Annotated in this window: 19 protein-coding genes and 5 pseudogenes; 14 read left to right on the top strand and 10 right to left on the bottom strand. The window is 68.7% G+C overall.

Annotated features, from left to right (window positions below; all coding sequences use genetic code 11):
• Positions 1-116: 116 nt before the first annotated feature.
• From O1Q96_RS24165 to O1Q96_RS24150, 4 genes are read right to left on the bottom strand one after another with little or no spacing between them, the layout of a single operon-like run.
• Positions 117-3,818: an SAV_2336 N-terminal domain-related protein gene (locus O1Q96_RS24165; RefSeq protein ID WP_269250183.1), complete on the bottom strand. Its 3,702-nt coding sequence runs from the start codon at positions 3,816-3,818 to the stop codon at positions 117-119.
• 2 nt (positions 3,819-3,820) lie between these two features.
• The gene (locus O1Q96_RS24160) at positions 3,821-4,810 is read right to left on the bottom strand and encodes an AAA family ATPase (RefSeq protein WP_269250182.1); all 990 of its coding nucleotides are present in this window, start codon (positions 4,808-4,810) and stop codon (positions 3,821-3,823) included.
• Entirely contained in the window at positions 4,807-7,065 is a 2,259-nt protein-coding gene (locus O1Q96_RS24155; RefSeq protein ID WP_269250181.1) for a VMAP-C domain-containing protein, read from the bottom strand. The genes O1Q96_RS24160 and O1Q96_RS24155 overlap by 4 nt, the downstream gene beginning before the upstream one ends.
• Entirely contained in the window at positions 7,049-7,501 is a 453-nt protein-coding gene (locus tag O1Q96_RS24150) for a CU044_2847 family protein (RefSeq protein WP_269250180.1), read from the bottom strand. Before O1Q96_RS24150 ends, O1Q96_RS24155 begins: the two co-directional genes overlap by 17 nt.
• A 343-nt stretch (positions 7,502-7,844) precedes the next feature.
• Between O1Q96_RS24150 and O1Q96_RS24145 the strand changes: the two are divergent.
• From O1Q96_RS24145 to O1Q96_RS24115, 8 genes and pseudogenes are all read left to right on the top strand, one after another.
• A pseudogene (locus O1Q96_RS24145) lies at positions 7,845-9,394 on the top strand (helix-turn-helix domain-containing protein).
• Positions 9,395-9,496: 102 nt separating this feature from the next.
• A complete protein-coding gene (locus O1Q96_RS24140) occupies positions 9,497-10,069 on the top strand; it encodes a transcriptional regulator (RefSeq protein WP_269250179.1) in 573 nt (190 codons plus the stop codon).
• 486 nt (positions 10,070-10,555) lie between these two features.
• A complete protein-coding gene (locus O1Q96_RS24135) occupies positions 10,556-11,920 on the top strand; it encodes an ATP-dependent nuclease (RefSeq protein WP_269250178.1) in 1,365 nt (454 codons plus the stop codon).
• A gap of 557 nt (positions 11,921-12,477) precedes the next feature.
• A complete protein-coding gene (locus tag O1Q96_RS24130) occupies positions 12,478-13,101 on the top strand; it encodes an RNA polymerase sigma factor (protein WP_269250177.1) in 624 nt (207 codons plus the stop codon).
• Positions 13,098-13,766 (top strand): hypothetical protein, encoded by a 669-nt coding sequence (locus O1Q96_RS24125; RefSeq protein WP_269246324.1) that lies wholly within the window; start codon positions 13,098-13,100, stop codon positions 13,764-13,766. The genes O1Q96_RS24130 and O1Q96_RS24125 overlap by 4 nt, the downstream gene beginning before the upstream one ends.
• Before the next feature lie 335 nt (positions 13,767-14,101).
• Positions 14,102-14,292, top strand: a pseudogene (locus O1Q96_RS44590) (transcriptional regulator); the annotation flags it as partial.
• A 112-nt stretch (positions 14,293-14,404) separates the two neighbouring features.
• Positions 14,405-15,154, top strand: coding sequence for a transposase (locus O1Q96_RS24120; protein ID WP_269250176.1), 750 nt, complete (start codon positions 14,405-14,407; stop codon positions 15,152-15,154).
• Positions 15,145-15,330 (top strand): annotated as a pseudogene (locus tag O1Q96_RS24115) (helix-turn-helix domain-containing protein); the annotation flags it as partial. The gene O1Q96_RS24120 and the pseudogene O1Q96_RS24115, both read left to right, overlap by 10 nt.
• A gap of 7 nt (positions 15,331-15,337) precedes the next feature.
• On the opposite strand, the gene O1Q96_RS24110 reads toward O1Q96_RS24115, so the two are convergent.
• Entirely contained in the window at positions 15,338-15,826 is a 489-nt protein-coding gene (locus O1Q96_RS24110; RefSeq protein WP_269250175.1) for an RICIN domain-containing protein, read from the bottom strand.
• A 216-nt stretch (positions 15,827-16,042) separates the two neighbouring features.
• On the opposite strand from O1Q96_RS24110, the pseudogene O1Q96_RS24105 reads away from it, so the two are divergent.
• Positions 16,043-16,288, top strand: a pseudogene (locus O1Q96_RS24105) (transposase family protein); the annotation flags it as partial.
• Positions 16,289-16,386: 98 nt separating this feature from the next.
• Here O1Q96_RS24105 and O1Q96_RS24100 read toward each other — a convergent pair.
• Together O1Q96_RS24100 and O1Q96_RS24095 are read right to left on the bottom strand one after the other, a co-directional pair.
• Positions 16,387-16,695, bottom strand: coding sequence for a DUF4145 domain-containing protein (locus O1Q96_RS24100; protein WP_269250174.1), 309 nt, complete (start codon positions 16,693-16,695; stop codon positions 16,387-16,389).
• On the bottom strand, positions 16,673-17,116 hold the full coding sequence (locus O1Q96_RS24095) for a hypothetical protein (RefSeq protein ID WP_269250173.1): 444 nt from the start codon (positions 17,114-17,116) through the stop codon (positions 16,673-16,675). Before O1Q96_RS24095 ends, O1Q96_RS24100 begins: the two co-directional genes overlap by 23 nt.
• Before the next feature lie 17 nt (positions 17,117-17,133).
• Between O1Q96_RS24095 and O1Q96_RS24090 the strand changes: the two genes are divergently transcribed.
• Together O1Q96_RS24090 and O1Q96_RS24085 are read left to right on the top strand one after the other, a co-directional pair.
• Positions 17,134-17,364, top strand: coding sequence for a hypothetical protein (locus O1Q96_RS24090; protein WP_269250172.1), 231 nt, complete (start codon positions 17,134-17,136; stop codon positions 17,362-17,364).
• A gap of 47 nt (positions 17,365-17,411) precedes the next feature.
• Positions 17,412-18,359 carry an AraC family transcriptional regulator gene (locus O1Q96_RS24085; protein WP_269250171.1) on the top strand — a complete coding sequence of 316 codons (948 nt, stop codon included), beginning with the start codon at positions 17,412-17,414 and terminating at the stop codon, positions 18,357-18,359.
• Here O1Q96_RS24085 and O1Q96_RS24080 read toward each other — a convergent pair.
• Complete coding sequence (locus tag O1Q96_RS24080; RefSeq protein WP_269250170.1) at positions 18,329-18,703, bottom strand: hypothetical protein; 375 nt, start codon at positions 18,701-18,703, stop codon at positions 18,329-18,331. The two genes, O1Q96_RS24085 and O1Q96_RS24080, sit on opposite strands and share 31 nt — an antisense overlap.
• 516 nt (positions 18,704-19,219) lie before the next feature.
• Here O1Q96_RS24080 and O1Q96_RS24075 point away from each other — a divergent pair.
• Together O1Q96_RS24075 and O1Q96_RS24070 are read left to right on the top strand one after the other, a co-directional pair.
• Entirely contained in the window at positions 19,220-20,074 is an 855-nt protein-coding gene (locus tag O1Q96_RS24075) for an IS5 family transposase (protein ID WP_269250169.1), read from the top strand.
• Positions 20,071-20,469 carry a hypothetical protein gene (locus O1Q96_RS24070; protein WP_269250168.1) on the top strand — a complete coding sequence of 133 codons (399 nt, stop codon included), beginning with the start codon at positions 20,071-20,073 and terminating at the stop codon, positions 20,467-20,469. Before O1Q96_RS24075 ends, O1Q96_RS24070 begins: the two co-directional genes overlap by 4 nt.
• A 32-nt stretch (positions 20,470-20,501) precedes the next feature.
• On the opposite strand, the pseudogene O1Q96_RS24065 reads toward O1Q96_RS24070, so the two are convergent.
• Positions 20,502-21,077 (bottom strand): annotated as a pseudogene (locus tag O1Q96_RS24065) (transposase); the annotation flags it as partial.
• Positions 21,078-21,502: 425 nt separating this feature from the next.
• On the opposite strand from O1Q96_RS24065, the gene O1Q96_RS24060 reads away from it, so the two are divergent.
• The gene (locus O1Q96_RS24060; protein ID WP_269249893.1) at positions 21,503-22,372 is read left to right on the top strand and encodes an IS5 family transposase; all 870 of its coding nucleotides are present in this window, start codon (positions 21,503-21,505) and stop codon (positions 22,370-22,372) included.
• Positions 22,373-22,906: 534 nt separating this feature from the next.
• On the opposite strand, the gene O1Q96_RS24055 is transcribed toward O1Q96_RS24060, so the two are convergent.
• Entirely contained in the window at positions 22,907-25,120 is a 2,214-nt protein-coding gene (locus tag O1Q96_RS24055) for an MMPL family transporter (protein WP_269250167.1), read from the bottom strand.
• Positions 25,121-25,204 lie beyond the last annotated feature (84 nt).

Raw genomic sequence — 25,204 nt, 5'->3', positions numbered from 1 at the left:
GAGGCGCGGTACCGATATCAGGCATACGGGTGAGTGAGGGAGCGTGCGGGACGCGGCGTTAGCGTCTCGGTGTGGTAGCGGCTGCCGGGCCGATCCCCGTGACTCGTCCCGTGGCGTCAGCGACCGCGGCGCCGCCCGAAGGGCCGTGCGGAGTCCAGGGCCGCGCCGACCGTACGGCCGAGCTCGTCGAACGCGCGCCGTGTGGCCTCGTCGAGTCGGGCGTGGTCGACCAGCCCACCGCGGTGCAAGGCGGCGTCGTACGGGATCGCGCGCACATTTCCGGCCCAGCGGCCGAACAGCTCGGCCGCGCCAGGGACATCGCCGCCCGCAGCCGACCCGTCGACGTCCGACAAGGCGACAGTCGCGGTGCGCGCGAGCTGCTCGTAGCCGTGCCCGGACAGCCAGTCCAACTGGCCCTGAACTGGGCCGAGATGCACCTGCCGCACGGTCGCGGTGACGACCACGTGGTCGACATCACCCAGCAGGCCGCGAAGGCTCTCCTCCGGTGGCAGAAAGGTGCCGGCGGCATCCACCACCACCGTGCCGAAGGACCTGAGCCAGTCGACCCGCCGACGGCAGGTCCACGTGTCGCGACGCAACGCGCCGTCGGCGGGCACGAGTCCGTACAGGAAGTGCGCGCCACGGGAATCGGCGAGCGTGACCCAGCTCTCGGGGTAGAGCGGTGCCTGTCCGGCGCCGGCGGAGAAACGGGCCGTGACGGTCGTGGCATCGGGGTCGCGCAGGCGGTATCCGACGACGCCCAGCCGTCGGTCCACCGGAAGCATGACGACGGGGTGTCGCGCGCCACGGGCTGCGCTCGACCGCGCCGCGAGCGCGGACGCGAGCTGTACAGCGACGGTGCTGCGCCCCGAGCCCTGATGAGGGCTGATGACGACGACGCAATGTCCCATCGGGCCATCAAGGCGGGGCTGGAGCACCATCGGTACGGGGGTGCGCGTCCATCGCCCGCGCCAGCGCGGGGGAGAGGCGTCCCCAGGCAGCCGCAGCCACTTCCCGTGGTCGCCCGCGTCCCGGAGCGCCGGTTCGACGGCGGGCGCTTGCCTCGGCGTCACGGGGATCTGCGCGCCGACCGGTTCCCAGCGGCCAGAGCCCTGCGGCGGCGTCCGCAGGTGCACCGCGTCGCCAATCAGCCGCAGCGCGGAAGGGGGGAGACAGTCGCGGAGCGCGGCGAAATCCGTGTTCTGACGCGGCAATCGGTCGCGCAGCAGCGCGAGGACGCCAACGGCCGTGGGCGCGGTGCCCGCCGGGCCGCGCAGACACCGCGCCAGCGTGGCCTGGACTGCGGCATCCACCGGCCGCGAGGACAAGGCCACGTACCAGGCGTCCTCGTTGAGGTCCTCCAGCGTGTCGGAGTTCCAGTCATACTGGGGCGCGGGCCACTCGCCACCGAGCGTCGCGTGGACTAGGATCGCCGCCAGCGCCCTGAGGTCGTCCGCGGGCTGCGCCGGAGTCGCGCGCGCGTGCGGCGGCCGTCCGTCGATGGTCGCACGATGCCAGCCGGTGATGACGGGGTTGTCGCCGGTGAGCAGAATGCGCCGCGGCGACAGACGCCCGTGGACGACGCCGACACGGTGACTGTGCGCCAGCGCCGAGGCGAGGCGCTGGCCGAGGCTGAGAGTGGCCTCGACGCCGAGCGGGCCGGTTTCGACGCCGACCTGGGCCAGATGCGGCACCCGGCCTCCGGCGGACGTGGTGACCGGCGAGACGACTGTCCAGGGTTGGGCGGTGTCCGCCTCGTGGTCGAAGAGGACCGGCAGGCAGACGTGGTCGAACCTGCCGAGCGCGGCCGCCTCCACGAGCACCAAATCGCTCGAGACGTCGGCGGCACCCTCCACGTAGGGGTTGCCGCGGCGCACGGCAGCCGCGTCGCCGTCCGGGCTGCGCCCGAGATACACGCTGGTCGGCCCCGAGCCCGCCGCTCCCAGCAGGCGGTATCCGCCGACGGTCTCGGGGTCCCGGACTTGGAGCCGCTGCCAGGTGAACCCGGACCTCGGCTTGGTCGAGTACCCGACGTACGGCGCGTGGGGATAGGCAAGCCGCGATGTTCTACGGGGTTCTTCCTCCGGCACGGGCGGCGGCTCGTCCCAGTCGTGCCCCTCGGTGTCTGTCAGGCCGAGCCGCTGCAGCAGGGCCGAACCGAGCCAGGCGAAGTTCTGCGCGTGCTCCGGCAGCAGGTCGGTGCCGTCCGAACGGTTCAGCCAGGCCGTGAACTCGGGTGACTGACCCATCAGTTCACCGATGAGTGCCGACACCTGGCGGGCCGTCTCAACGACTTCGGCGGTCGGTACCGCGTCCAGCAGGATGTCGCAGGCCTCCTCGGTGAAGGAGAAGACGCGCTGGCTGTGCCGGAAGCTCCTGGTTCCCGCCGGCGCGGCGCCGCCGGGCAACGTCTGCTCGGCTGGCTGCATAAGCCCGCCGAGGAATACCTCCGACAGATGCGCCGTCGTAGCGCTCCACGGAACGGCCTCGGCGACCAGCCGCATGACTGGCACGGTGAGGGGGGCGATCGCGGCGAGATGGGCGGCCAGCCGGTACGCCTCAGGGGACGCCGTCCGGCGGAACTGGCGTACCGCTTGGTCACTGGAGATCGCGTCCGGTGCGTCGTCACGCTCCCGGTCCGGGCGGGGGTCCCACAGGGGCACTGCGGCGCTCGTGCCGCCGACAACGGTCATCCGCGCCCAGGCGGCCAGCTCACGCGGTGCCGGTTCGAGGACTGGGACGGCGATGCCGGTGAACGGGCTGATCTCGGGCGGCAGCAGCGGATCTCTGATCCGCCACTCGCCGTTCGCGGCGCCCGGCTGCGGGACGTGCACCGACCAGCGCCGTACGGGGAGCGCCGAGCCCCGCCACATCCTCGCGGGGAGGGCGTGGACGACCGCGGTGGGGCCGCGGGAGGCCCAACGGGCGAGCTGGGCCTCCATCGCTCCCGTACGCCAGCCGGGGCTGGCGCCGTCCGAGATGACGACCGTCATGGTGCGCCCGGACGGATCGTCGACGACCGCGGGCGGTACCAGGCTCCGTGACGCCCCGAAGGGCTGTGGCGACAGCATCGGCATCCGTCCGTCCCCCAGCCTTAGGCCCCAGACGCGGATCTGCCGGAAGGCCCCCAACCGCGCGAAGAGCGCGTGCAGTTCGGTGCACAGCTCCTGCCACAGGAGCATCGATCCACTGTCGTCGACGACGAGTGCCAGATCCAGCCAGCGCTCCCGTTCGGGACGCGTGACGACATCCAGCAGACCGGTGTGGGCGATCCGATCGGCCGTGGCGGCCTCGTCGATCTCTTGTCGGCGCGGGTTAGGGCGGTAGCGCTTCAGCGGGCGCAGCGCCCGGGCCGTCACCAGCAGGCCCGACAGGGAGCGCGGGTGCGAGACTCGAAGTGCGAGAGCTCTGGGGGGTTCAGGCGCGGCCGGTGCCTCGGGCAACTCCCCTTCGCCTTCGTCATCACCTTCGTCATCGGCATCGGCCCGAGGGGCGGTGTCGCCGGGTGGCGTGTCGCTGTCGTAGGCGTCGTCGGTCTCGGCGTCCGCCTCGGGCTGTTCGGCTGCCGCATGGAGTTCGGACGGCGCCTCCTCCTCGTGCGGCGACGGCGGCAGCACCGCCCCGGGCGCGGTCTCCGCCCCCGTGTCCTCTGAGGGCGGGGCGCCGTCCCCGCTCTCCCGCAGGAGCGCCAGCGCGAGCGCGAGCGGCGCGTTCTCCCCTTCGGGGACGCGCTGCGCGAGCCACAGCACCTCGGCCAGCTCCACCGCGGTCGTCTGCTCGCTCAGGTGCTGGAGAATGCGCAGGACCCGCTCCGGCATCCCTACACCGATCCGCCCAGTTGGTGGAGCACGGCTTCGAGCAGCCCATTGGCGTCGAGATCCACGCCGCCGAGGCGAAGATGTGCCGCGTTGAGCAACTGATCGGTCGCCAATTCCCCGGGAGCGCGGCGTGCCAGGAACAGTCGGATTAGGTCGTCCACCCGCGACACCGCGTCGGGACCGAGGTGGGCTGCGACGATGGCGCGCAGCCGACGTTCGTCGGGGTCGGGCAGGTCGAGCCGCAGGCAGCGCCGCAGGAACGCGGGCGGGAACTCGCGTTCACCATTGCTGGTGATCACCACGACGGGGAACTCACGGCACCGGACGAGGCCGCCCACCACGACATGCGGGTCGGTTCCGTGGGCGGTGTGCACCGATGCCTGGTTCTGCCCGGCCGGCAGCCGGGAGAGTTCGGGGATCTCGAACTCTCCTTCCTCGAAGACGGTCAGCAGATCGTTGGGCAGGTCGACGTCGCCCTTGTCGAGTTCGTCGATGAGCAGCACCCGGGGATGCTCACCCGGTACGAGGGCGGTGCCGAGCGGGCCGAGCCGGATGAACTGACCGATGTCCGGTGGCTGCGCGCCCTGGTCCTGGCTCAGGCTGGTCTCCCGCAGACGTCCCACCGCGTCGTACTGGTATAGCGACTCGGCCAGCGTAGACCGGCTGTTCACCGGCCAGCGCATCACTTTGCCGAGCCCCATCTCGTGCGCGATGGCGTACGCGAGCGAGGACTTCCCCGTACCGGGATGCCCGGTCACCAGCAGCGGGCGACGCAGATGCAGCGCGGCGTTGACCACGTCGATCTGCGGCTGGTCGATGAGATACGGACGGTGTGGGTCGGCAGGCGCCGCGCCGGACTGCCGCTCGTCGAGGCCGAAGCGGCGCCAGGGGGGCGGCTCGGGCAGCACGAGTTGCCGCACCTGGCCATCGCCCCGGAAGAGGCGCCAGTCGTCGGCCGGCGCGGAACGCCCCGTGTCGGTCACTTCGGTCATGGGGCACTCTCCTCAACGGTGGGATCGATCCACAGGGCCCGTGGCGGCGGGCGGGACGCGTCGTCCCACACCAAGGCGGGGGCGAGGACACCCGCCCCGTCCCGCTCGGCGAGCGCGCGGGCCCGGTGCTGCCGCACACGGTGCGGCAGGCTGCGCACCGCACCGTTGAGCAGCAGCGCCGTGAGCTGGTCGCCGGGGGCGGCCTGCCGGTCCCAGACGACCACAGGAACGCCCAGCACTAGGCATGCGGCCCGCAGCTCGGCCCGGTGCTGCGGCGGGCAGTCGATGACGACGCGGGCCGCGGCGAGGTCGGCCTTGAGCAGCCCGTACACCTGACGGGACGTCGTGTGCCGGTGATCGATGCGCAGCAATCCGCCGCGGTCGATGGCGGCCCAGCGCGACCGCCAGTTCTGCAGGGAGTCCGGCGCCCGGTTGCGCGCTTCGGGGCAGCGGACGACTACGGCGTACTCCGCGCCCAGGACGACCGGAACCTCGTAGGGCGCTGCCTCGTTCTCCCACTGGTCGACGGCGACGTCCAAGTCCTCCGGGTCGAGCAGGACTTCGACGACCGGAAGCGCGGCGGCAGGTGGGGCCGACGCCGTCTCGCGGACGAGCACATGGTGCAGCAGGCCGACGATCTCCGCAGGAACGCGCGGTACGTCGTCGGCCACCACCTGCCGCTCGGTGCCGCTGCTTCCGGTACCGGGGTCGTACCAGGCCGCACAGCGGTATGTCCCGCCCGAGCAGCGGGTGAGCTGGACAGTCAGCCGCGGGCTGGGCGGCTCGATGCGCTCGCGCCGCCGCCGCGCCCAGTCGGCGCCGTCGTCCCGGCGCTCGCCCAGCGCCTCCCGTCCCACCCCGAGCCGGTGGGCGACCTGCTCGGACCACTTCCAGAATTCCCGCGTCTGCTTGGACGTACAGGTGGCGGCCAGGTACTCCACTGCACGCAGCAGCGCCGGCACCCGTGGTGACCAGTCGGGCACGGGCGCGCTGTCCCCCCAGTACTCCTCGAGTGCCTCGATCAACTGCTCCGCGCCGCCAGCGGTCGCGGGGTCCGCGGTGCCGGGGCCGAACCGTCCGTGCGGCGAGTCCGCGGGGACGAGCGGTTCGTCGAAGAGCGTGGTGTGTGGAAGGGCCTCGCGAGCTGCTTCCGGGAAGCGCGCCCGGAGGTCCTTGGTCAGCAGGTCCAACAGCCATGCGTGCTCACGGACGGACAACAGGCCGGGCACGAGGGCGGCCCGCCCGAAGGCCAGCAGCTTTTGGGCATCCTGCCGGTTGTCGGCGGGCAGGCTCTCAATCAGCGTGGCGATGCCCCGGTGGCGGGTGAGGAGGATGTCCACGATGTCGTCCACAGAGGGGGTGGCCTCGGTGATGTCCAGATCCAGCTCCTCGGCGAGCCGTCGGCCCTGCGCCATGCGTTTGCCGGGGTCGGCGAGCAGCCCCGCGACCAGGGCGGTGAGACTGTGCCGAGTGGCGGGATCCACCGCGGCGAGCAGCCGTCCGCCGGGCGGGGCGGCCGAGGGCTCGGCCGCCGGTGGGTGCGTACCGGCGTGCAGTTCGGCATGGATAGCCTGCCAGGGCAGGACGATGGTTCTGCGGATCACCTGGGCGGTTCCGAACCCGCCGGGGGGCGGTTCCATGATGCCTAGGACGATGCCGACCGCGGCCTCGTGGTCCTCGCACCACAGCGGGCCACCGCTGTAGCCCGGGCCGATGGCCGCTCCGCGCAGCTCGGAGTCGACAAAGCCGAGCGACTCGTCGCAGAACTGCACGGAGCCGTCGGCGTAAGTGAACAGTTGGCCGCCCGCGTACCACGCCCGCACTTCCTGGCCGCGGGCCATTTTCGCCCAGTCCATCGGCCGTGCGAATTCCGGTGCCTCACCCTCCAGTTCCAGCAGTGCGAGGTCGCCGTACCATGTGGCGTCCCCGGTCCGCGCGGGCTGGGGCGCAGCCGTGCCCGGGGCCGTACGGCGAGCGGGTATCCAAGCGGTGGTGCGGGAGGCGAGCGGGGCACACGGTCCCTTGGCGGGGAAGGACACCTCGACCTGTGCGCCCGCGGGCTCGTCCTGCGTGAACCAGTCCCGGCCGAGGGCCTCGTTGACTACATGGGAGCAGGTGAGAACGCGCCCCTCACCGAGGTAGACACCGCTGCCGACGACCCCGCCGGGGGTGGCACCGAGCACGCAGACCAGGGAGGGGCGGGCCCCCGCGTCCGCCGTGCGCAGCCACCGCCGCCCTCTACCCAGCACGGACACCGGTCGGGGATCCGGCGGCCGAGTCCCCGACCGCGACAGCCGGGACCGGCGCGACCGGCGGCGACAGATGCCAGTTCGCGGTGATCGTCATGGTGGCCTCGCCGGCGGCGCCGACCACGCCGAGCTTCAGATCCTGGCTGACGCGCAGTCCGAAGCTGACGGACAGTTCGTCGGGGGCGTCCGGCACGGTGGCGACAGTGTCGTGCACGCGCTGCAGCAGGGGCACCAGCGGGGCCAGCAGTGCGCCGAGCGCGCCTTCGGTGGCGGCCATCACCCGCCCGCCCCTCGCCACTGGGCGGGACGTGCCGAACCCCGGCACCGCCCCGTCGCCATCGGTCTCGCTCTCCGCGCCCGCGAGGGTCGGGGGAAGGGGAGCGAAGACCTGAAGAGCGAGCAACGTCCCGTCATCGAAGGTGAATTCGACGAAGTCAGTCATCCTAACAGTCTGCCCCAAAAGCCCCCGGCGCAGTGGGCAGTCAGCGAGATCCGGGGCCGATGTCAGCCCTCGTCCGACTCCAAGTTCGGCCCGCTCGCTTGTGGCTTGGCTCTGGCCATGCTCGACCACTGCAGGAACTCGACCTTGTCGCGGTGATGCCGTGGCGGGCGAGCAGGCAGCGTATTGGGCAGCACTCGGCATGGACGGATGGGGGTGTCCGTCCGCAAACGTGCTTTACCTGCCCCACGAGCCGGACCCGGCCCGCTCCGGGCCATTGACCCCGTCGCGTGCCCGGCCGCCCCGCCCCTACCGCACGCGCGGTGACTGCGGACGGAGGAGTGTGATGGCGGACTTCGACGCGATCGACGCCCTGATCGCCGGAGCCAGGCAGGAGGTTCTGCTGCCGCCCGCCGAGGAGCGGCGCTCCCTGCGCGAGGCGCTGCACCTCTCCCGCGCCCAGCTCGCTCAGGCCTTGGGGGTGAGTGCGTCGGCGGTGGGGGGCTGGGAGTCTGGCCGGGAGCCGAGCGGTGAGGTACGGGAGACGTACGCGTACTTCCTCGAGGGAGCCCGCACCAAACTGGACGCCCCTTCGGCCGCCGCGGAAGCACCTGCCGACCACCCCGGCCCGGGCGACAACGGCCCGGCGGAAGCGGACCAGACCGTCGACATGGACGACGCCGACGTCGACGTTCTGGCCGTGCCTCAGCCGTGTGTGCTGTGCGGGCAGCCGGCCCGGCACCAAGTCGAAGGAATCCCGCAGCACCTGGACCTGGCCGAGTGCGGCACCAGCGTCCCCGTACCCGCGCAGCCGGAGAAGCCCGCGCCCCGCACAGCCTCACGGCAGCCGGTGCCCGCCGGGAAGCCGGGCCGGGCGGCGTCCAGCGTGAAGGTTGTTCCCGTCGGCCGCCGGGTGCAGGCGGCCTCCGACACCCCGGACCTCATCGGCTCCGCAGTGGCGGCCGCGCTCGCCGAGCACGCCGGCGATGTCGAAGCAGCGACGGCCGCGCTCATCAAGCGGGCGATCCCGGACGCGATGGCGTTGCTGGATCACACCCGCAAGGGTGGCCGCTACGACGTGGTCGCGCATCCGTGGCTGCCGGACATCCTGCGCAAGCAGACCGCGCGCGGTGCCGACCAGGTCTGGGAGGCCCGCCCGAAGTGGAGCCGGCCGGAGCTCCCCGCGGGCGAGCACGAGATCACGGCGCTGGACATCAACGGCGCCTACCTGTCCGCCCTGAAGACGCACCTGCCGCTCGGCCAGCTCGAACACACCACCGGCAACCATCACGACCGCCGCCGTGCCGGCCTGCACCTGATCACCCCGCCCGTGTGGGAGCACGAGGCGGTGCTGCCGAACCCGGTCGGCAACCGCGACGAGCCGGGCCCCCTGTGGGTCACCGAACCCACCTTGCGCCTGCTGCTGCGCCTGTCCGGCCCGAAGTACGGGCTGTGCGACCCGCCCGAGATCCACGAGTCCTGGACGTCGGGGGCGACCGAGGGGCTGCTGGAGAAGTTCCGCATCCTGCTGAAGGACGCCCGGGACCGGGCGATCGGCGAGGACGACACGGTCACCTGGAGTACGTGAAGGCGATGTACTCCAAGTTCGTCTCGACACTGGGGGAGTCGAACTACAACCGGGAGCTCTACCGCACCGACTGGATGCATCTGATCCGCTCGCAGGCGTTCGCGAACCTGTGGTGGAAAGCTCACCGCGCCTACGACCACGGCCTGATGGTCGTCCGCGCGATGGGCACCGACGAACTGCACGTCACCGGCGACTGGCACGCGGTGTTCCCCGAAGGCCGCGGCGTCACCGAAGTGAAGGTCAAAGACACCTACACCGTCGGCACCGGCGACAGCACAGCCAACGAGACCCCTGAGAGCGCCTCCTAGCGTCGATCACCCGCCCCGGCGTCAATTCCCTCGCCGGGACGGGAGAACGGTGCTCACCGGCCCGTACAGTGATCCACCAACCCGAGGGATTCGGAAGAGACCATGCCTGAGCGGAACATCGAGTTCGGCAAGTACGGCGCCCACGGCATCAAAGGCCACGAAGCCGTCGCCCGCCAGCTGGACGCCCTCGCCGGCTACATCGCCACCCCGGTTACCGTGCGGCGAGGCCTGCTCGCCCGGCTGCACTACCTCACCCGCAGCACCCACGCCCGCGCTGCGGCCCGCGCGGCCGGACTGACCGTCACCGACCGCACCCTGCGCGCCTGGACAGCCGGCACCCGCACACCCTCCCGCAAAAACCTCGCAGCAATCGAGCAGGCCTACCGGACCGTGCGGCGCGAGAACGTCGCCCGCTACCTCATCGCCCGCCTCAACCGCGACGGCCGCGGCACCCGCGTAGAAGTCCACCCCGTCAACCAGTCCAGGGTCGACCGGCCCCGCCAGCGCGCGGTGGAGTTCCGCACCATGAACGTCCGCCGCTGGGACCGCATCGTCGCCGCATGGGCGGCTGGTAACGATCAGGAGCTGGACGAGGCATGGGTGGACCAGGTCGTCGATCTGGGCTCCCAGTGGGGCCAGTACGAGTACGTCACCAACGTCGGCTTCGCCGCATGACGTCCAGGCTTTCCTCACGCTCCGCAACAGCCTCGCTTCTGGATTTGACTAGACAATGAGCAGTGGCTGCGATGACCTCAACACCGAAGGAGTTGCCACATCAAATCTAGCGATCAAAATACGGAAACAGGTCCCGCTTCCTTCACCTTTTCCCTGAATCGGCTCATGCTGACCTCTGGTGATGAGGTTGTGTTTCCACCTGCCGGAGTCACGGTTATCACAGGTCCAAACAACTGCGGGAAGTCGACCCTACTTCGGCAACTCTCGGCGCATTTGCGTCACGGTGCGACAGCCAGGGGGACGGAGCCTACAACGCATCTAGTCCATGAAGTGGATACTTCGGTGACAGGTACACCCAATAGCGTTTGGTCCTGGCTCGAAAAGCATGCCCATGTTTCATCGAGAGGACACGGAGAAAAGCTCGCTAAGCGGCCGGGAGCCGAAGTCACTCGGGGTCAGTTAAACGGTGAATTCGATATGCAAGGAATGAGGGGCCTTACCGATTTCGTTGCATTCTACGGCGACGCGTGGACGCGTATCGGGTACGTTCAGCCTGCCGAGATGCGAAACACGTTCACAGATCCACCTGAAACTCCTTTCCACGTACTCCAAGACAGAGAAGACCTTCTCGAAGAGTTGTGTACCATTTGCGAGAGGATTTTCAATACCAGGCTTACCCTAGACAGGTTGAGCCGGGCTATCAATCTCCGTGTCGGTGAAACCGGCATTCCAGCACCATCGATTGACCACATCAGCAGCGAATACCGCGAGCGCTTGGCGAAACTTCCACCGCTGATGGAACAAGGCGACGGAATGAAAAGCCTTATCGGGCTTCTCGTACCGATCGTGACCTCCTCGCATCAGCTCGTCATCCTCGACGAGCCGGAAGCCTTCCTGCACCCGCCACAGGCCGGGGCGCTCGGGCGGATCCTCGGCGAGCAGGCACGCTCCAAGAACCTTCAGGTCATCATTGCCACCCACGACAAGAACCTCTTGGCCGGCGTCCTGGAGTCCTCCGCGGACATCAACATCGTCAGGCTCACCAGACCCAATATGGGGCCGACGCGAGCCCATCAGCTGCCTACCCAAGCTTTGCGCGATATCTGGCAGGACCCCGTACTCAAATACACCAACATCCTTGACGGCCTCTTTCACAGGCTCGTCGTTTTGGCTGAGGGCGAGGCAGACTGCAGATTCTACGCCGCAGCACTTTCCGAGCGCGAGGAAGCTGGAACGACGGAGTCATTTCCCGCCAGCGAGGTACTGTTTGTTCCGTCAGGAGGGAAAGCAAATCTAAAGAAGCTCACCTCGGTCTTGAAAGCTGTGCAAGTTCCTGTGGTTGCATCACCTGATCTAGACGTGCTCAACAATCGGGAAACATTGAAGTCTCTCGTCAAAGCATTCGGCGGAGACTGGCACAGGCTAGAAATCCTATACAACACGGCAGTTAGCCGATTTAGGCAGCCCCCAGACAGAGTAAACATTGGGACAGTCCTTGCTGCCCTCAAAGGATCCGCCGAAGGTCGCGAGGGCGAACAGTTTACCGCCGCAGTGCGACGCGAGTTCACAGAGCAGATGCGACTCAAAGGGAATCCATGGGAAGACCTCAAGAACTATGGAACCCGAGCTTTTAGAGGCCAAAGCGCAAAAGCAGCAGAGGAACTTCTGGCAGCGCTGGATGAAATCGGCATCGTTACAGTCAGGGTTGGCGAGCTAGAGCATTTCGCCCCGACGCTTGATGTTTCGAAAGGACCCGAATGGCTGCCCGCAGCACTTTCAAGCGGAGCCCATAGAGGGCGAGACGTACAGGATCACATCAGCCGCTTGACTCTTAGAAGTTTCCCAGAATAGGCGTACTTGCCGCTCAGCTAAAGACGCCGCGCCCGAGGATCGTTCTCGGGTCGCCTCCCGATACAGCCGGTGCGGCGGCGCCTGCACCCTCCCCCTCCGGGGCGTGGGTGAACCGCCGCTGTCCTGGAGGCCGAAGACATCCGGCCGAAACAGGGGAGGGCTGGCATCCGGAGACCGTTCGTCGGATGGCCGCCGGGCGGGTGAACCGGAGCCGGCCGTCTGACGTGCTCTGTTGGCCTCGCCCGCACGGGGATTGGTCACCTACCGGCGGGGTGGTGTGGCGGGGGTTGGGGGCGTGTGGGGTGGTGGGTGCGCCGGGTGGGGCGGGTGTGTGACGTAGAACACGGTGGCTAGCGCTGCTTGTTGAAGGTTGCACAGTGCTGCCGCGTGGGAACCGTCAGTGATTTTCTGCGGGGCGCATGAGTGTTCCGGCCTCTAAATCACTTAGGTAGAGGTCAGGCCGAACGGCCTGTCGGCGCAGGCGAGTTGGCGCCGGGTCCCTGCTGAACCCCCACGAGAGGATCTTCGCTCATGTCCCCTGTCCATGGGAGGCACGTGTGAGGTACGACGACGCTCCGAACGGCGCCCAGCCTGAGGAGTACGGCGCCGGGCTGTCGCAGTCCATGTACGTGCCGCTGGAACTGCCCCTGGACTTCGAGGCCTTCTACCTCGGCCACCAGGAGCCCTTCCACGCCTACGCGGAAGTCCACTTCGGCACCCGCGCCGCGGCCGAAGAGGTCATACACGAGGTCTTCCTGGAGATCCACGCCGGCTGGACGCAGCTGCTGAGCGCGGGCAACCTCGAGCAGGGCGCATGGGCGATCGTCCGCCGGGCCGTCCACGACCGCCTGGAACTGGAGGGGCGGGCGCCGGCCTTCGTCATCAACGGCCCCATCGCCCAGGCGCTGAACAAGGCGCTGACCACGGCCCGGGAAAAGCTGCAGAAGATGGAGTCCAGCAGCGGCCTGTACGAGGCGATCGCCGAACTGCCCGACCGGCAGTTCGAAGTGATCGTGCTACGCCACGTCCTGGGCTACTCCACCGCCAAAGTCGCCTGGTACATCGGGATCGACGAACGCACCGTCGGCCACCACCTGCGCCGCGCCAAGGAACGCCTGCGCCTGCGGCTGGGCCTGCCCGCCGTCGACCGGAAGAAGCCCAAGAAGGGAGAAGGATCATGACCACCATCGACACCCTGCTGGCCGAGGCCCGCATCCCGGTCTCCGCACCGCGGCGCTTCGACGTCGCCGCCGGCCTGCGCCGGCTGGCAGCCGACGCCTCCCGCCGCACCCCCACCACCGAAGTCACCCGCTCCGCCCAGGCCGCCCAGCGCCTGGGTGTGGTCTGCCGGTGGGTTCTCAACGAGCCCGACGCCGCAACCCACGTCGCGAAGATCGCCGAAGGCCCGGACTGCGGAGCGCTGACCGAGGACGAGCTGGACGTCGAGGGCGCCCTGGTCTTCGCCTGCCTGCTCTACCTGACCGGACACCAGGAGTCCGCGCAGTTCTGGTGGCAGCTCGCCGCCGGCGCCGGCAGCCGCGCCGCCGCCTACTGCCTGCACCTGCACCACCTCGCCCTCGGAGAATCGAGGCGGGCCTGGCACTGGTTCCATCAGCTCACCCACTCCATGGCCGACACCACCCCGCCCGACCAGGCGTTCCTCACCGGCCTGGAACTTTTCGCCCGCTACGTACGCACCAACGGCTCACGCGCCCTCGCACCCAGCGACCGCCTGGAGAGCGAGGTCGACCGGCTCGCCGCGCGCACACCCGGCGCGTCCGTCATCGTCGCCCGGCCCGACCGGCAACTGGTCGCCAGCCTGCGGGAATTCGGCGCGGAACGCTGACCCGCCCGGCCCCGGACACAGAAGAGGGGGAGTCCTGCCCTGGCCACCGGTTCCAAGGCCCCGGCCAGGCGGACTTTCCACCACGACACTGCCCAGAAAGGCACGTCCTGTCATGCACCCTAGCCAGCACCCGCCTGCCGCGGGGATGAAACCGCGCAGCCCGGCCATGCACTGGATTGTCCGCCGCCGGCGGACTGCGCTGGCCCACATGTGGCGCGGCGCCTGCTACGGCATCGGCACCGGTCTGATCGGCCTCGGCTTCCTATGGGCCGAGCGACTCCTGTGACCACGGACCGCGTGTGATCACCGGCGGTGGCTGCCATGCAAGGGCCACCGGAGAGGGCCTGCGCGTGGAGATCCCCCGGTCAACCAGTCGCGCGTCGCCCGGCCCCATCAGCGTGCAATGGAGTTCCGCACGATGAACATCCGCCGGTGGGACCGCATCCACGCGCGTGGGGAGGCCGGCGACGACCAGGAGCTGGATGACGCATGGGTGGACCAGGTCGTCGACCTCGGATCCCAGTGAGCTCTTTCACCTGGCCATCGATCGAGTGACGGGCAGCGGGCCGCAACGCACAGGGCTCCCGTGCCGTTGAGGGAGGTGTTCGAAGTCTCAACTCATCGGCACAGGAGCCCTGTTGGTTCCCCATCCTGCCGTACTCGACCTCCCGCACGCGTTGGTCGAGTGGCTGACCATGCTTATCGTCACCCGCGAGGGTGACCGTCGCTGCAAGCTTCCGCCGCACCAACGTGCCCTGGTCGCTCTGATGTACCTGCGTAAGCACGAGTCGTTGGCCCAGATTGCCGTCGCCTTCGGGGTCTCGGTCGGCACCGTCCACGCCTACGTGCACAGGGCCGTGGATCGCCTCGCTGAGCGGGCGCCCGGACTGCTGAAGGTATTGCGGGAGCACAACCCCGATTTCGTCCTGCTGGACGGGACCCTTGCCGAGTGCGACCGCATCGGGGACGGCACTGCGGACTACTCGGCCAAGCATTGCCGCCATGGCGTCAACGTCCAGGTCGTCACCGACCGCACCGGAGACATCCTGTGGATCTCACCGGCCCTGCCGGGCCGGGCCCACGACCTGACCGCCGCCCGCACCCACAAAATCATCCGGATCTGTGAGCGCCAGGGCGTCCCGATCCTCGCCGATCGTGCCTACCAAGGCGCCGGACCGTGGGTGACCACCGGGCTCAAACGCCCACCCGGCGGCGAACTCACAGCGACACAACGGACCGTCAACCGCACACTCGCCACCACACGCGCGCCCGTCGAGCGAGGCATCGCCCGTTTGAAGTCCTGGCGAATCTTCCGCCGATCCCGCTGCAGCCCGAATCGAATGACGTCAATCGCCAAGGCCGTCCTCACCCTTGAGCGGCACCGCTGAAAGAGTTCACTGATCGTCGGCCTGTCCGGGCAGCGGTGGCGGCCGACCTCGGCGTTCACCGCCACACCCTGCGCTACCGCATGCGCTGAGTCGCGAAGGTCCTGGGCCGCTCCCTGGACGCCTCGGACGTTCGGATGGAGCTGCGGCCGGCGTCGACGACCATGGCTGCGGCCTGAGGGCGGATCAGCTCCACTGCTGGTCCTGGTTGGTGGTGCAGGTCCACAGGATCGGCTCGACGCCGCTGGCAGTTTGGGAGTTGGGAACGGCGAGGCACCAGTCGCCGTACGGGTGACGCAGGCGGCCGATACTGTCGTGGATCCAGAGGAATTCGGAGCCGGAACCGCAGGTGTACTGGAAGGTCACGATGCCCTTGTCGTTGGCGGCGCCGAGGCACTTGCCGGTTGCCTTGTTGACGAGCCAGACCTCTTCGTCCCCCTGGTCCTTGTCACGCAGCTCCCAGCGCTGATCGGCGTTGTCGGTGCACGACCACTGGACGGCCGCGACGCCGTTGCCGTCGTCGGAGCCGGGAATGGCCAGGCACTTGCCGGTCCCGTCGTTGCGCAACTCCTCGTACGTGACGGCCTGGGCCGGTGACGGCGAGAGGAACATGAGGGAACCGAGCGCAAGTGCCACGGCACCGGCTCTTCGTGCCGCCTTCAGGACAAGGGTCATGGCTGTCTCCAGGGTCAGGGGTTCGAGACGCGGCCTGCGGAAAATCTTGACCAGCGTAAGGAAGGGGCCCCTGGGGTGTCGTGCGCAACGAGTGCACAGGTTGTTGTCTCTGTGTCTCCTCAAGCCCGTGTCTGCCACGGGCGGCCGGCATGAACGGCAGCCGTCCCCGGCCTCGCGATCCCGTACGACCGCCAGGCCCTCGCCGCAGCCACCCGGCTCCTCGCCGACCGTGCCTATATGGGCGCCGGCCCATGGGTGACGACGGCCCTCAGACGCCCGCCGGGCCGCGGGCTCACACCCACCCAACAGACTGTCAACCGTGCGCTGTCCGCAGCACGGGCACCGGTCGAGCGCGGCATCGCACGCCTGAAGGCATAGCTCATCTTCCGCAGAGCCTGGTGTAGCCCGAATCGAATGACGTCAATCGCCGCCGCCGTCCTCACCCTGGAGCGGCAACGCTGAAAAGGCTCAGTGGGGCCAATACGAATACGTCACCAACGTGGGATTTGCCGCCTGGCACCAAGGGTGACGAACCGCTGTTGGGGGTGTTGCTCCAATGCCTAGCCGTTTTGTTTGGCGGCCTCGTGGCGCTTCTTTCGTGACTCCGCCATGCGGCGGCGCTGCGCGGGCTGGACGTATAGGAGTACCGCTGCTTCGGCAACCAGCTCAGCGATGTCGGCCAGTTCGTCGGCGGAGTAGCCGACGCCGTGGTGCACGCTGTCGTTTCCGACGATGCGGGTTTCGTCGAGAGCGGTGATGACATCGGGGGGCAGGCCTTTGGCCGCGAGTTCCTGAATTTTGCCGTGCAGGTTGTGGTGGGTGGCGCCCTGGTCCTTGCACAGCTCTTCAACGGCCGAGCGATACCCCACGCCGGCGAGCCGCGGTGCGCCGGCGTTCTCTGCCCGGGAAGCTTCTTCGTACGCGCTGCGAATTCGCTCTGGTACGTGCTGGAGGAAGGCCGCGTGGCGGGGGAGCGGGCCAGAGCACCAGCCGCGTCAGCTCTTCGATGTCAACGCCCGCGCCCCAGCTGTTGCGCTTGCACTGGATGACTTCGAGGATCGAGCGACCGCACAGCTGACAGATCCAGCACTCCTGCTGCGTCCACTCGAGGAGGGGATGAATGGGCAGGGCACCCTTGCCCTCTCCAAAGTCACTCCACTCGTACTCGCGGCTTTCTGGAGAGATCATGCGCTGGTCGACCAGGTCCATGATTGTTCCGGTTGCGCAGTCCGGGTAGGGGCACACGGCTCGACGCTGTTGGAGCGACGTCAACGTCTCCTGATCAGTCATCACAGCACTGTAGAGAGATGGTTGTATTCATCGCACTGGGTTTGCTCCGCTGGGTGACGGGTCCGATGGTCAGCCTGGGGCGTTGTGGCCGTGCCGGTGACGGTGCGCGAGCCCCGGGCGCTCTTGCCGTCCACCGCGAGGGTCCCGGCCCCGGCCGGATCGGTGCCGAGCAGGTCGGCGAGCCCGCCCGGGCCGCGGCCGGGAACGGGGTGGCCGGAAGCGGTCTGGCCACCCCGCCCGCCCGCTGACATCATCTGCCGCCGGTGCGCACGTCCTGCGTTCGAGGAGGCCGCGGATGGGATCGGTACGTCGGCGGGCCGTGCCCGCGCTGCGCCCGTACGTGCTCGGCTACACGGGATTCCACACCGCCTTCCCCGAGCCCCGCCGCCGGCTGGAGCTGCCCAACGGCACCTTCACCCTCGTACTGTCCTTCGCCGACGGCCTCCACGTCACCGGCACCGACGGGCTGCTGCGCCCCGCTCCCGCCGCGATGATCAGCGGACTGCACACCGGCCCCGTCACCGGGGTGCACCGCGGCGAGGTGCACGGCCTGGAGGTCAACCTCACGCCGACCGGGGCCTACCGGCTCCTCGGCCTGCCGATGCGGTACTTCCGCGACGTCTACCTCGACCTCGCCGACGTGCTCGGACCGTGCTGGCCGCGGCTCACCGACCGGTTGCGCGAACTCCCCGGCTGGGAGGCCCGGTTCGCACTGCTCGACCAGGCCCTGGCCGCCCTTTTCGAGGCCGGCCGGCAACAGCTCTCGCCCGAGGTCGGCCACGCCCTGTCCCTGCTGCGCGGCGCCGGACCCTCGCTGGCCGAGGCCACCGCGGAGACCGGGTGGAGCGCCCGCAACCTGCGGGCCCGCTTCCAGGAGGAGGTCGGCCTGTCACCGAAGGGCGTCGCCCGGGTGTACCGGCTTCAGCGGGCGCTGCTCGCGCTGTCCGGCGGGACACCCGCCGCCGGGACCGCCGCCCTGTGCGGCTACCACGACCAGGCCCACCTCAGCCGCGACATCAAGGCGATGACCGGGCTGAGCCCCTCCGCGCTGCTCAGGCTGCGCGCAGGGGCCCTGCCCGGCTCCCCGCTCGACCGGCTGCCGGGCCGGATCACCAGTGTCCTGCTCCCCGGCCGGCCGACCCCCGCGGGGCCGGCCGGGGAGCGGCGGGCGGACGGTACCGCCGTACCGCCCGCCGCTGACGGCTGCCTCGGTCAGCAGAAGCTCCAGGTGCCGCTGTCGTAGTTGAGGTTGTCCGAAGACATGTAGCCCTTGTCCTCGGTGCCGGCGACGCGGCCGTAGAACCACAGCACGCCCGAGTCCGGGTTGACCGCGCCGCACCACACGTAGAAGACGGTGCCGCCGCTCACCGAACGGACGTTGCCGCAGACCGAGCCGATGCCCTTCTTCAGGTTGTAGGTGCCCTTCAGCGTCGTCTTCAGGCTGGAGTTGTTCGGCTTGTTCGAGGACCAGCAGGTCGCGGTCGGGGCCGCCTGCGCCGAGGTCGCGGCGAGGCCGGACACGGCGGTGAGCAGGGTGGTGGCCGCGAGGACGACGCCGGCCTTGCGCTTGATGCCCTGGAAAGCCATGGAGACTCCTTCGTCGGAGGAATGGAAGGCTCCGACGATGGCAACGGCACGCGTGCCCGGTCTTGTAGAAACCGGCAGCCCGGCCGCAATGGCCGAGAACCGCCGGGCCCGGGGGCCTCGGCGGTTCAGGTGGTGCGGGACGGGGAAGGGGCGTCAGCCGGCCTGGCCCGTCGGCCCGGCCGCGGGCCTGGTCGTGACGGGAGACGTCGCTGTCGAGTCTCACCACACCAGTGCCGGGCAGCTTGGTAGCTGGCCATCGAGCCAGCAACAACAGGGAGGGCCAGGAAGCGGTGCGGCAGTGCTCCTGTCCACCGCTGAACGCTGGCGACCTCGTTTCAGTTGAAGTGAAGTCAGGGGGCGGTACCCACGGCACCAACATGCCGTACGTGCCTGAACAACCAGCAGATATCTGTCAGTGGACGTTAAGTCCGATCTTCCTCGGTTCGTGATCGCTCGATCGTGGTACTGATCGTCGGGCAGGCCACCTGCTGGGCATGTCCATGCTGAGATGCGGGCATGGAGCGAGAGCCGTACCTCAGCGACTTATCGGACGAGCAGTGGGCGTTGATCGAACCGATGATCACGGCCTGGAAGCAGGACCGGGTGGCCCGGTCGGCGACCGGAGATCCCGGGTCCTGCGACCTGCGGGAGGTCGTGAACGCGATCTTCTATCAGAACCGGACGGGCTGTCAGTGGCGCTATCTGCCCCACGACTTGCCGTCCTGGTCTGCGGTGTTCTACTACTTCGGCCTGTGGCGTGAGGACGGGCTCGACCAGCGGATTCAGGAGCTCCTGCGCTGCCAGGTACGGGAGAAAGCGAAGCGATTAGAGGACCCGTCCCTCGTGATCATCGACACCCAGTCCGTACGCGCGGCCGCGGGTGTCCCGAAGACCACGACGGGACTGGACGCCAACAAGAAGGTCTCGGGCCGCAAGCGGGGACTGGCCGTGGACGTTCTGGGGCTGGTCATCGGCGTCGTGGTGCTGGCCGCCTCTGCCCACGGCAACGCCGCCGGGACCGCCCTGCTCGACCAGGTCGCCGACCGCTGCGGGAACCGGCTGGAGAAGGCCCTGGTGGACCAGGGCTTCAAGGACCAAGTCATCATCCACGGGGCCCTATTGGACATCGACGTCGAGGTCGTCCGCCGCAACCCCGAAGACCAGGGCAAAGGGTTCGTCCCGCAGCCGAAAAGGTGGATCGTGGAGCAGGTCAACGGCACGCTGATGCTGCACCGCCGCCTGGCCCGCGAGTACGACCACCGCCCCGAAACCTCCACCTCGCGTGTCTACTGGGCCTCCATCGCGAACATGACCCGCCGCCTCACCACACCGAGTCCAACCTGGCGCGACACCCTCGAGCTGGCCGCGTGAACATCACCGAGCTCCTGGCCAGCCTCCAGGCCCAGCACGACGAGACCGGGGACCGGGCCCGTGAACTACGCGACCAGATCGAGCACTTGGCCACCGCCCTGACCGAGACCGAAGCGCGACTCGCGGAGCTGACCACCACCCAGAAGGTCATCGCCGAACTCGCACCGGCTGGAAACGAACCCGAACCGCCCGAGACGAACACCGCCTACCAGGCCATCGTGAACGCCTTCAACCAGCACCCCGACCAGGAGTTCCGGGCCCGTGAGCTGCACGAACTCCTCGGCATGCCCACCGACGAGGCATCGGTCAACGTCACCCGTGCTCGTCTCGGACGCCTCGTCCGCCAAGGCTTCCTCACCCAGCCCGGACGAGGCCGCTACCAGAAACGGACTTAACGTCCACTCAGAGGTCGTTTTCTTCCAGTGTTTTATCCCGGAATCAGATGTTTGGTCTGCGGTGTCGGGTCGCGCCAGGAGATGGTGTTCTCGCCGGTGAGGCGGCGGGCCATCAGGTCGGTCATGGCGAGATGGATCATGGCTTCGGAGCGGGCGGGAAGGGTTTCGTAGTCGCGGGCCAGGCGGCGGTGGAGCATGAGCCATCCGTAGGTCCGCTCGACCGCCCACCGCTTCGGGATCGGGGTGAAACCCCTGGTCCCGGGCGTGCGGGCGGTGATTTCCATGTCGATGCCGAGGGTGGCGGCGTGCTCGACGAGGTGCTGGCGGTAGCCGCCGTCGACCCACACCTTGCGGATGCCGGGATGGCCGGCGGCAACCTGGTCGAGGAGCTGAGTGCCGGCCACGGAGTCCTGGACACTGGCCGCGGTGACCAGCACCGCCAGCAGCAGGCCGAGCGTGTCGGTCACGATGCTCCGCTTCCGGCCCACGATCTTCTTGCCGGCGTCGATGCCCTGGCTGGAGGCGTGAACGCTGGAGGAGGTCTTGACGCTCTGAGCGTCGATCACACAGGCCGACGGCTCGGACTCCCGTCCTTGCAGCGGCCGGAGCCTCTGCGACCGGGGCGGCCAGCCCGCCTGAGCCACCCACACGGCGCCGAAGAAGTTCAACCCGCTGGGAGTTGGTCGAGCCGGTGTTGTCCGCCTGGCGCTTCGACGCCGTCGAACACGGCCCGGCGGTCGGCGACATCCAACGGAAGCGGGACCGGTCTATATATGAGCAGTACGGATGAAAACGACCTCTCAGAGGTCGTTTTCATCCGTACTGCTCATATATAAACCGGTTCCCAGGGCGTGGGACTGTGGTGCGGAAGGGGCAGCGGGAGTGATTGGGGCCTGTGAATCGGATGGGGTGACGGGCGGTGCGGGATGAGGCTTGTTCCTGTCTCATCCCAGGACGCCCGGTTCTTCTGCGTGCTTCTGCCGTCACCGATGTGCGCCTGGGCGCACTTGGTCCGGAGCGGTATGCCGGAAGCATGTCTGCGCGACGTCCGTATCCGAGTGATCTGTCCGATGCCCGCTGGGGGTTGGTCGAGCCGGTGTTGTCCGCCTGGCGCTTCGAGCGCCGCGGCAGGGCCCTGGACTTCGGCCGGCCGCCCGAGCATGATCTGCGCGACATCATGGACGCGATCTTGTATGTGGACCGGACCGGGGTTCAGTGGCGCTGCCTCCCGCACGACTTCCCGCACTGGAACACGGTCTACGGCTACTTCACGAAGTGGCAGCAGGAAGGTGTGTTCGCCCAGCTCAACGGTCTGCTCAGGCAGCTGTTGCGACAGAAGGAAGGACGGGAGTCCGAGCCGTCGGCCTGTGTGATCGACGCTCAGAGCGTCAAGACCTCCTCCAGCGTTCACGCCTCCAGCCAGGGCATCGACGCCGGCAAGAAGATCGTGGGCCGAAAGCGGAGCATCGTGACCGACACGCTCGGCCTGCTGCTGGCGGTGCTGGTCACCGCGGCCAGTGTCCAGGACTCCGTGGCCGGCACTCAGCTCCTCGACCAGGTTGCCGCCGGCCATCCCGGCATCCGCAAGGTGTGGGTCGACGGCGGCTACCGCCAGCACCTCGTCGAGCACGCCGCCACCCTCGGCATCGACATGGAAATCACCGCCCGCACGCCCGGGACCAGGGGTTTCACCCCGATCCCGAAGCGGTGGGCGGTCGAGCGGACCTACGGATGGCTCATGCTCCACCGCCGCCTGGCCCGCGACTACGAAACCCTTCCCGCCCGCTCCGAAGCCATGATCCATCTCGCCATGACCGACCTGATGGCCCGCCGCCTCACCGGCGAGAACACCATCTCCTGGCGCGACCCGACACCGCAGACCAAACATCTGATTCCGGGATAAAACACTGGAAGAAAACGACCTCTCAGTGCGTGTTCGAGCTCTGCCGCCCTTGCCCGACCCGCAGTCGCCGCAGCCAACCGCTTGGTTTGAGGACCGTCTCGTAGACGGCCCGGAGTGTCGTCCGGGCGGACGGAACGCCCTCGCGTGGAGGTCGTGATTGAGTCCGTGGTGACCAAGCGGCTGGGTGCTCTGCCTGTCGCTGCCGAGTTTTCTGCGTCGGCTGGACGTCGCGGGGATCGTCGACGGGCTGCGGCCACCGGATTCGCGGGCGGACCTGACGCACGGCCAGGTCATCGAGGTACTGGTGGCGAACCGGCTGACCGCTCCCGCGCCGCTGTTCCGAGTCGGGGACTGGGCGTACTCGTGTGAGGCCGTCAAGGGTCTTGGTGGAGGCCGATGCGTGTCCCGGCTGGTGCATCGATGCATCTCATCGGTGTCTTGCTCGGGGCTTCGGCGATCAGCGGCGTTGTCGCGTCCGGCCGGTGGCAGTGAAACGTCTCCTCAGGGACACCACCGGAACTCGAAGATGGCTGTTCATCGTGGGATGGGCTCACTGTGGTGGGGTTCCTTGCCTGTGGCGCCGATCGCGTCGGGGGCGTCGAGGTTCTCGCCTTCGACGTCGAGGTGCGGCAGGACCCGGTCGAGGCGGCGGGGCAGCCACCAGGCGCGGTCGCCGAGGAGGGCCAGCACCGCGGGTACGAGGGTCATGCGGACCAGGAAGGCATCGATCAGGACACCGAAGGCCAGCGCGAACGCGATCGGCATGATGTCGATGTCGTGAGAGAAGAGGAAGCTGATGAACACCGAGATCATGATGACCGCGGCCGACGTCACCACCCGGGCCGCGTTGCGCGCGCCCACGATGATGGCTGCCCGGGCGTCGTGTCGGTGGACATAGTCCTCGCGTATGGCGGACACGAGGAAGACCTCGTAGTCCATGGCGAGGCCGAAGAGCACGGCCATGACGATGATGGGCACGAAGCTTGCCACGGGACCCTGGCTCGGCACACCGAGCAGGCCGGACAGCCAGCCCCACTGGAAGACCGCCACGGTGGCACCGAAGGCCGCGCCGAGGGACAGCAGGAATCCCACGGTCGCCTTGACGGGGATGGCGATGGACCGGAACGCGACCATCAGGAGCAGCAGGGAGAGGCCGATCACGACGATCGCGAAGGGCACCAGCGCGCCGCCGAGCTTGGACGAGACGTCGATACTGACGGCGGTCAGCCCTGTCACCGCCACGTAGCTGCCGTGCGCCCGGGCGATGGGCTGCATCTTCGTACGCAGCTGGGAGACCAGATCGCTGGTCTCCTGGGTGCGCGGTCCGGTGGTGGGAATGACCTGGATGCGGGCCGCCTTCTTGCTCTCGGCCACATCGACGCCACTCGTATCCGCAATGCCCTCGGTGTCGTTCAGCTTGTTCTCGACGGCGGTGGCCGTGGACTGGATGGTGGCCGGGTCGTCGTCCTCGATGAGGATGACCAGGGGACCGTTCGCGCCGGGGCCGAAGGCGTCGCTGATGATGTCGTAGGCCTGGCGGCTGGACGTTGTGGTGGCGTTGGAGCCCTCGTCGGTGAGGGCGAGCTTGAGTTGCATGGCGGGAATCGCCAGGGCGATGAGGGCGACTGTGCCCAGGATCAGGTTGCGCAGGGGGTGGCGCAGTACTCCCTGTGTCCAGCGCACACCCAGGGTGGCCGTGACGCTGCTGCGGCCGGCTTGCCGGGCGGCGCGTGAACGGGGCTTGGGGATAAGCCGGTGCCCCGCCATGCTCATCAGGGCGGGCAGCAGAGTGAGTGCCATAAGGACGGCGACCGAGACTGAGCCGGCGGACGCGAGTCCCATCGAGGTCAGCATCGGGACGCCCGCGACGGACAGGCCCGCCAGGGCGATGACGACAGTGGCGCCGGCGAAGACGACGGCGCTGCCGGCGGTCGCGGTGGCCTTGGCGATGGACTTCCGGACGGGAGTGCCGTCGGCGAGCTGGGCGCGGTGGCGGGAGACGATGAACAAGGCGTAGTCGATGCCGACAGCCAGGCCCAGCATGATCGCCAAGGTCGGGGCGTTGTCGGACACGTTGAACGCCGACGCCAGCCCCATCATGGCGACCATCGTGCCGACGACGCCGAGTATGGCGGTGATCAGCGGGAGGCCGGCGGCGAGCAGCGAGCCGAACGTGATTACCAGGGCGGCCAGTGCGACCCCGAGGCCGATCATCTCGGTAGGACCGAAGGGCGACGTTTGCGGAGCATAGGCTTCACCGCCGTACACGGTCTTGAGGCCTGCCCCTCGTGCCTCGGCCCCCGCGTTCTTGACGGCCTCGAGCGTCGCTTGGGGCGCATCGCCGTCCAACTCGGAGTCGAAGAGGATTGGGGCGACCGCGGTGCGTTCGTCCTTGGAGACCTCGCCGCCCTCGGCCGGACTACTGACCCCGATCACCCCGTCCACGCGACTGGTCGCGTCTAGGCTGCTTGCGAGGGACTTCTGCAGCCCGGGCTCGGTCAGCCTGTGGCCGGACGGCGCCTGAAAGACGATTTGGCCACCCGTGCCGGCCGGTTCCGGCCAGTGCCGGTCCATCTTGGTCAGCGCCACTTCGGCAGATGAACCGGGGATGGAATTGCTGTCCTGAAACGTGCCTGCGAACGAGATGCCCAAGCCGGCCACTGCGCCGAGGGTGAGCAGCCATCCGATCAACATCGTGCGCCACCGTTCGGCCCCGAAAGTGCCCAGCCGATAGAGGAGCGTTGCCATATCTGTTTCTTCCGGTAGGAGTGGGATTGGCGTCCTGCCTACGGTGAACCTGACGGGTTCCTGGCGGACGCAAGCGGGCGCCAG

This window comes from Streptomyces aurantiacus (genome assembly GCF_027107535.1).
In the GTDB taxonomy this organism is placed as follows: Bacteria; Actinomycetota; Actinomycetes; order Streptomycetales; family Streptomycetaceae; genus Streptomyces.
This window is presented reverse-complemented; position numbering and strand designations above follow the sequence as displayed.

Excerpts from the sequence above, each read along its gene's own strand:
- O1Q96_RS24135 (WP_269250178.1), top strand. The coding sequence starts at position 10,556 with ATGAGGGGCCTTACCGATTTCGTTGCATTCTACGGCGACGCGTGGACG.
- O1Q96_RS24075 (WP_269250169.1), top strand. The coding sequence starts at position 19,220 with ATGGAGCGAGAGCCGTACCTCAGCGACTTATCGGACGAGCAGTGGGCG.
- O1Q96_RS24140 (WP_269250179.1), top strand. The coding sequence starts at position 9,497 with ATGCCTGAGCGGAACATCGAGTTCGGCAAGTACGGCGCCCACGGCATC.
- O1Q96_RS24060 (WP_269249893.1), top strand. The coding sequence starts at position 21,503 with ATGTCTGCGCGACGTCCGTATCCGAGTGATCTGTCCGATGCCCGCTGG.
- O1Q96_RS24125 (WP_269246324.1), top strand. The coding sequence starts at position 13,098 with ATGACCACCATCGACACCCTGCTGGCCGAGGCCCGCATCCCGGTCTCC.
- O1Q96_RS24110 (WP_269250175.1), bottom strand. The coding sequence starts at position 15,826 with ATGACCCTTGTCCTGAAGGCGGCACGAAGAGCCGGTGCCGTGGCACTT.
- O1Q96_RS24055 (WP_269250167.1), bottom strand. The coding sequence starts at position 25,120 with ATGGCAACGCTCCTCTATCGGCTGGGCACTTTCGGGGCCGAACGGTGG.
- O1Q96_RS24165 (WP_269250183.1), bottom strand. The coding sequence starts at position 3,818 with ATGCCGGAGCGGGTCCTGCGCATTCTCCAGCACCTGAGCGAGCAGACG.
- O1Q96_RS24080 (WP_269250170.1), bottom strand. The coding sequence starts at position 18,703 with ATGGCTTTCCAGGGCATCAAGCGCAAGGCCGGCGTCGTCCTCGCGGCC.
- O1Q96_RS24150 (WP_269250180.1), bottom strand. The coding sequence starts at position 7,501 with ATGACTGACTTCGTCGAATTCACCTTCGATGACGGGACGTTGCTCGCT.
- O1Q96_RS24160 (WP_269250182.1), bottom strand. The coding sequence starts at position 4,810 with ATGACCGAAGTGACCGACACGGGGCGTTCCGCGCCGGCCGACGACTGG.
- O1Q96_RS24085 (WP_269250171.1), top strand. The coding sequence starts at position 17,412 with ATGGGATCGGTACGTCGGCGGGCCGTGCCCGCGCTGCGCCCGTACGTG.
- O1Q96_RS24095 (WP_269250173.1), bottom strand. The coding sequence starts at position 17,116 with ATGACTGATCAGGAGACGTTGACGTCGCTCCAACAGCGTCGAGCCGTG.
- O1Q96_RS24090 (WP_269250172.1), top strand. The coding sequence starts at position 17,134 with ATGGTTGTATTCATCGCACTGGGTTTGCTCCGCTGGGTGACGGGTCCG.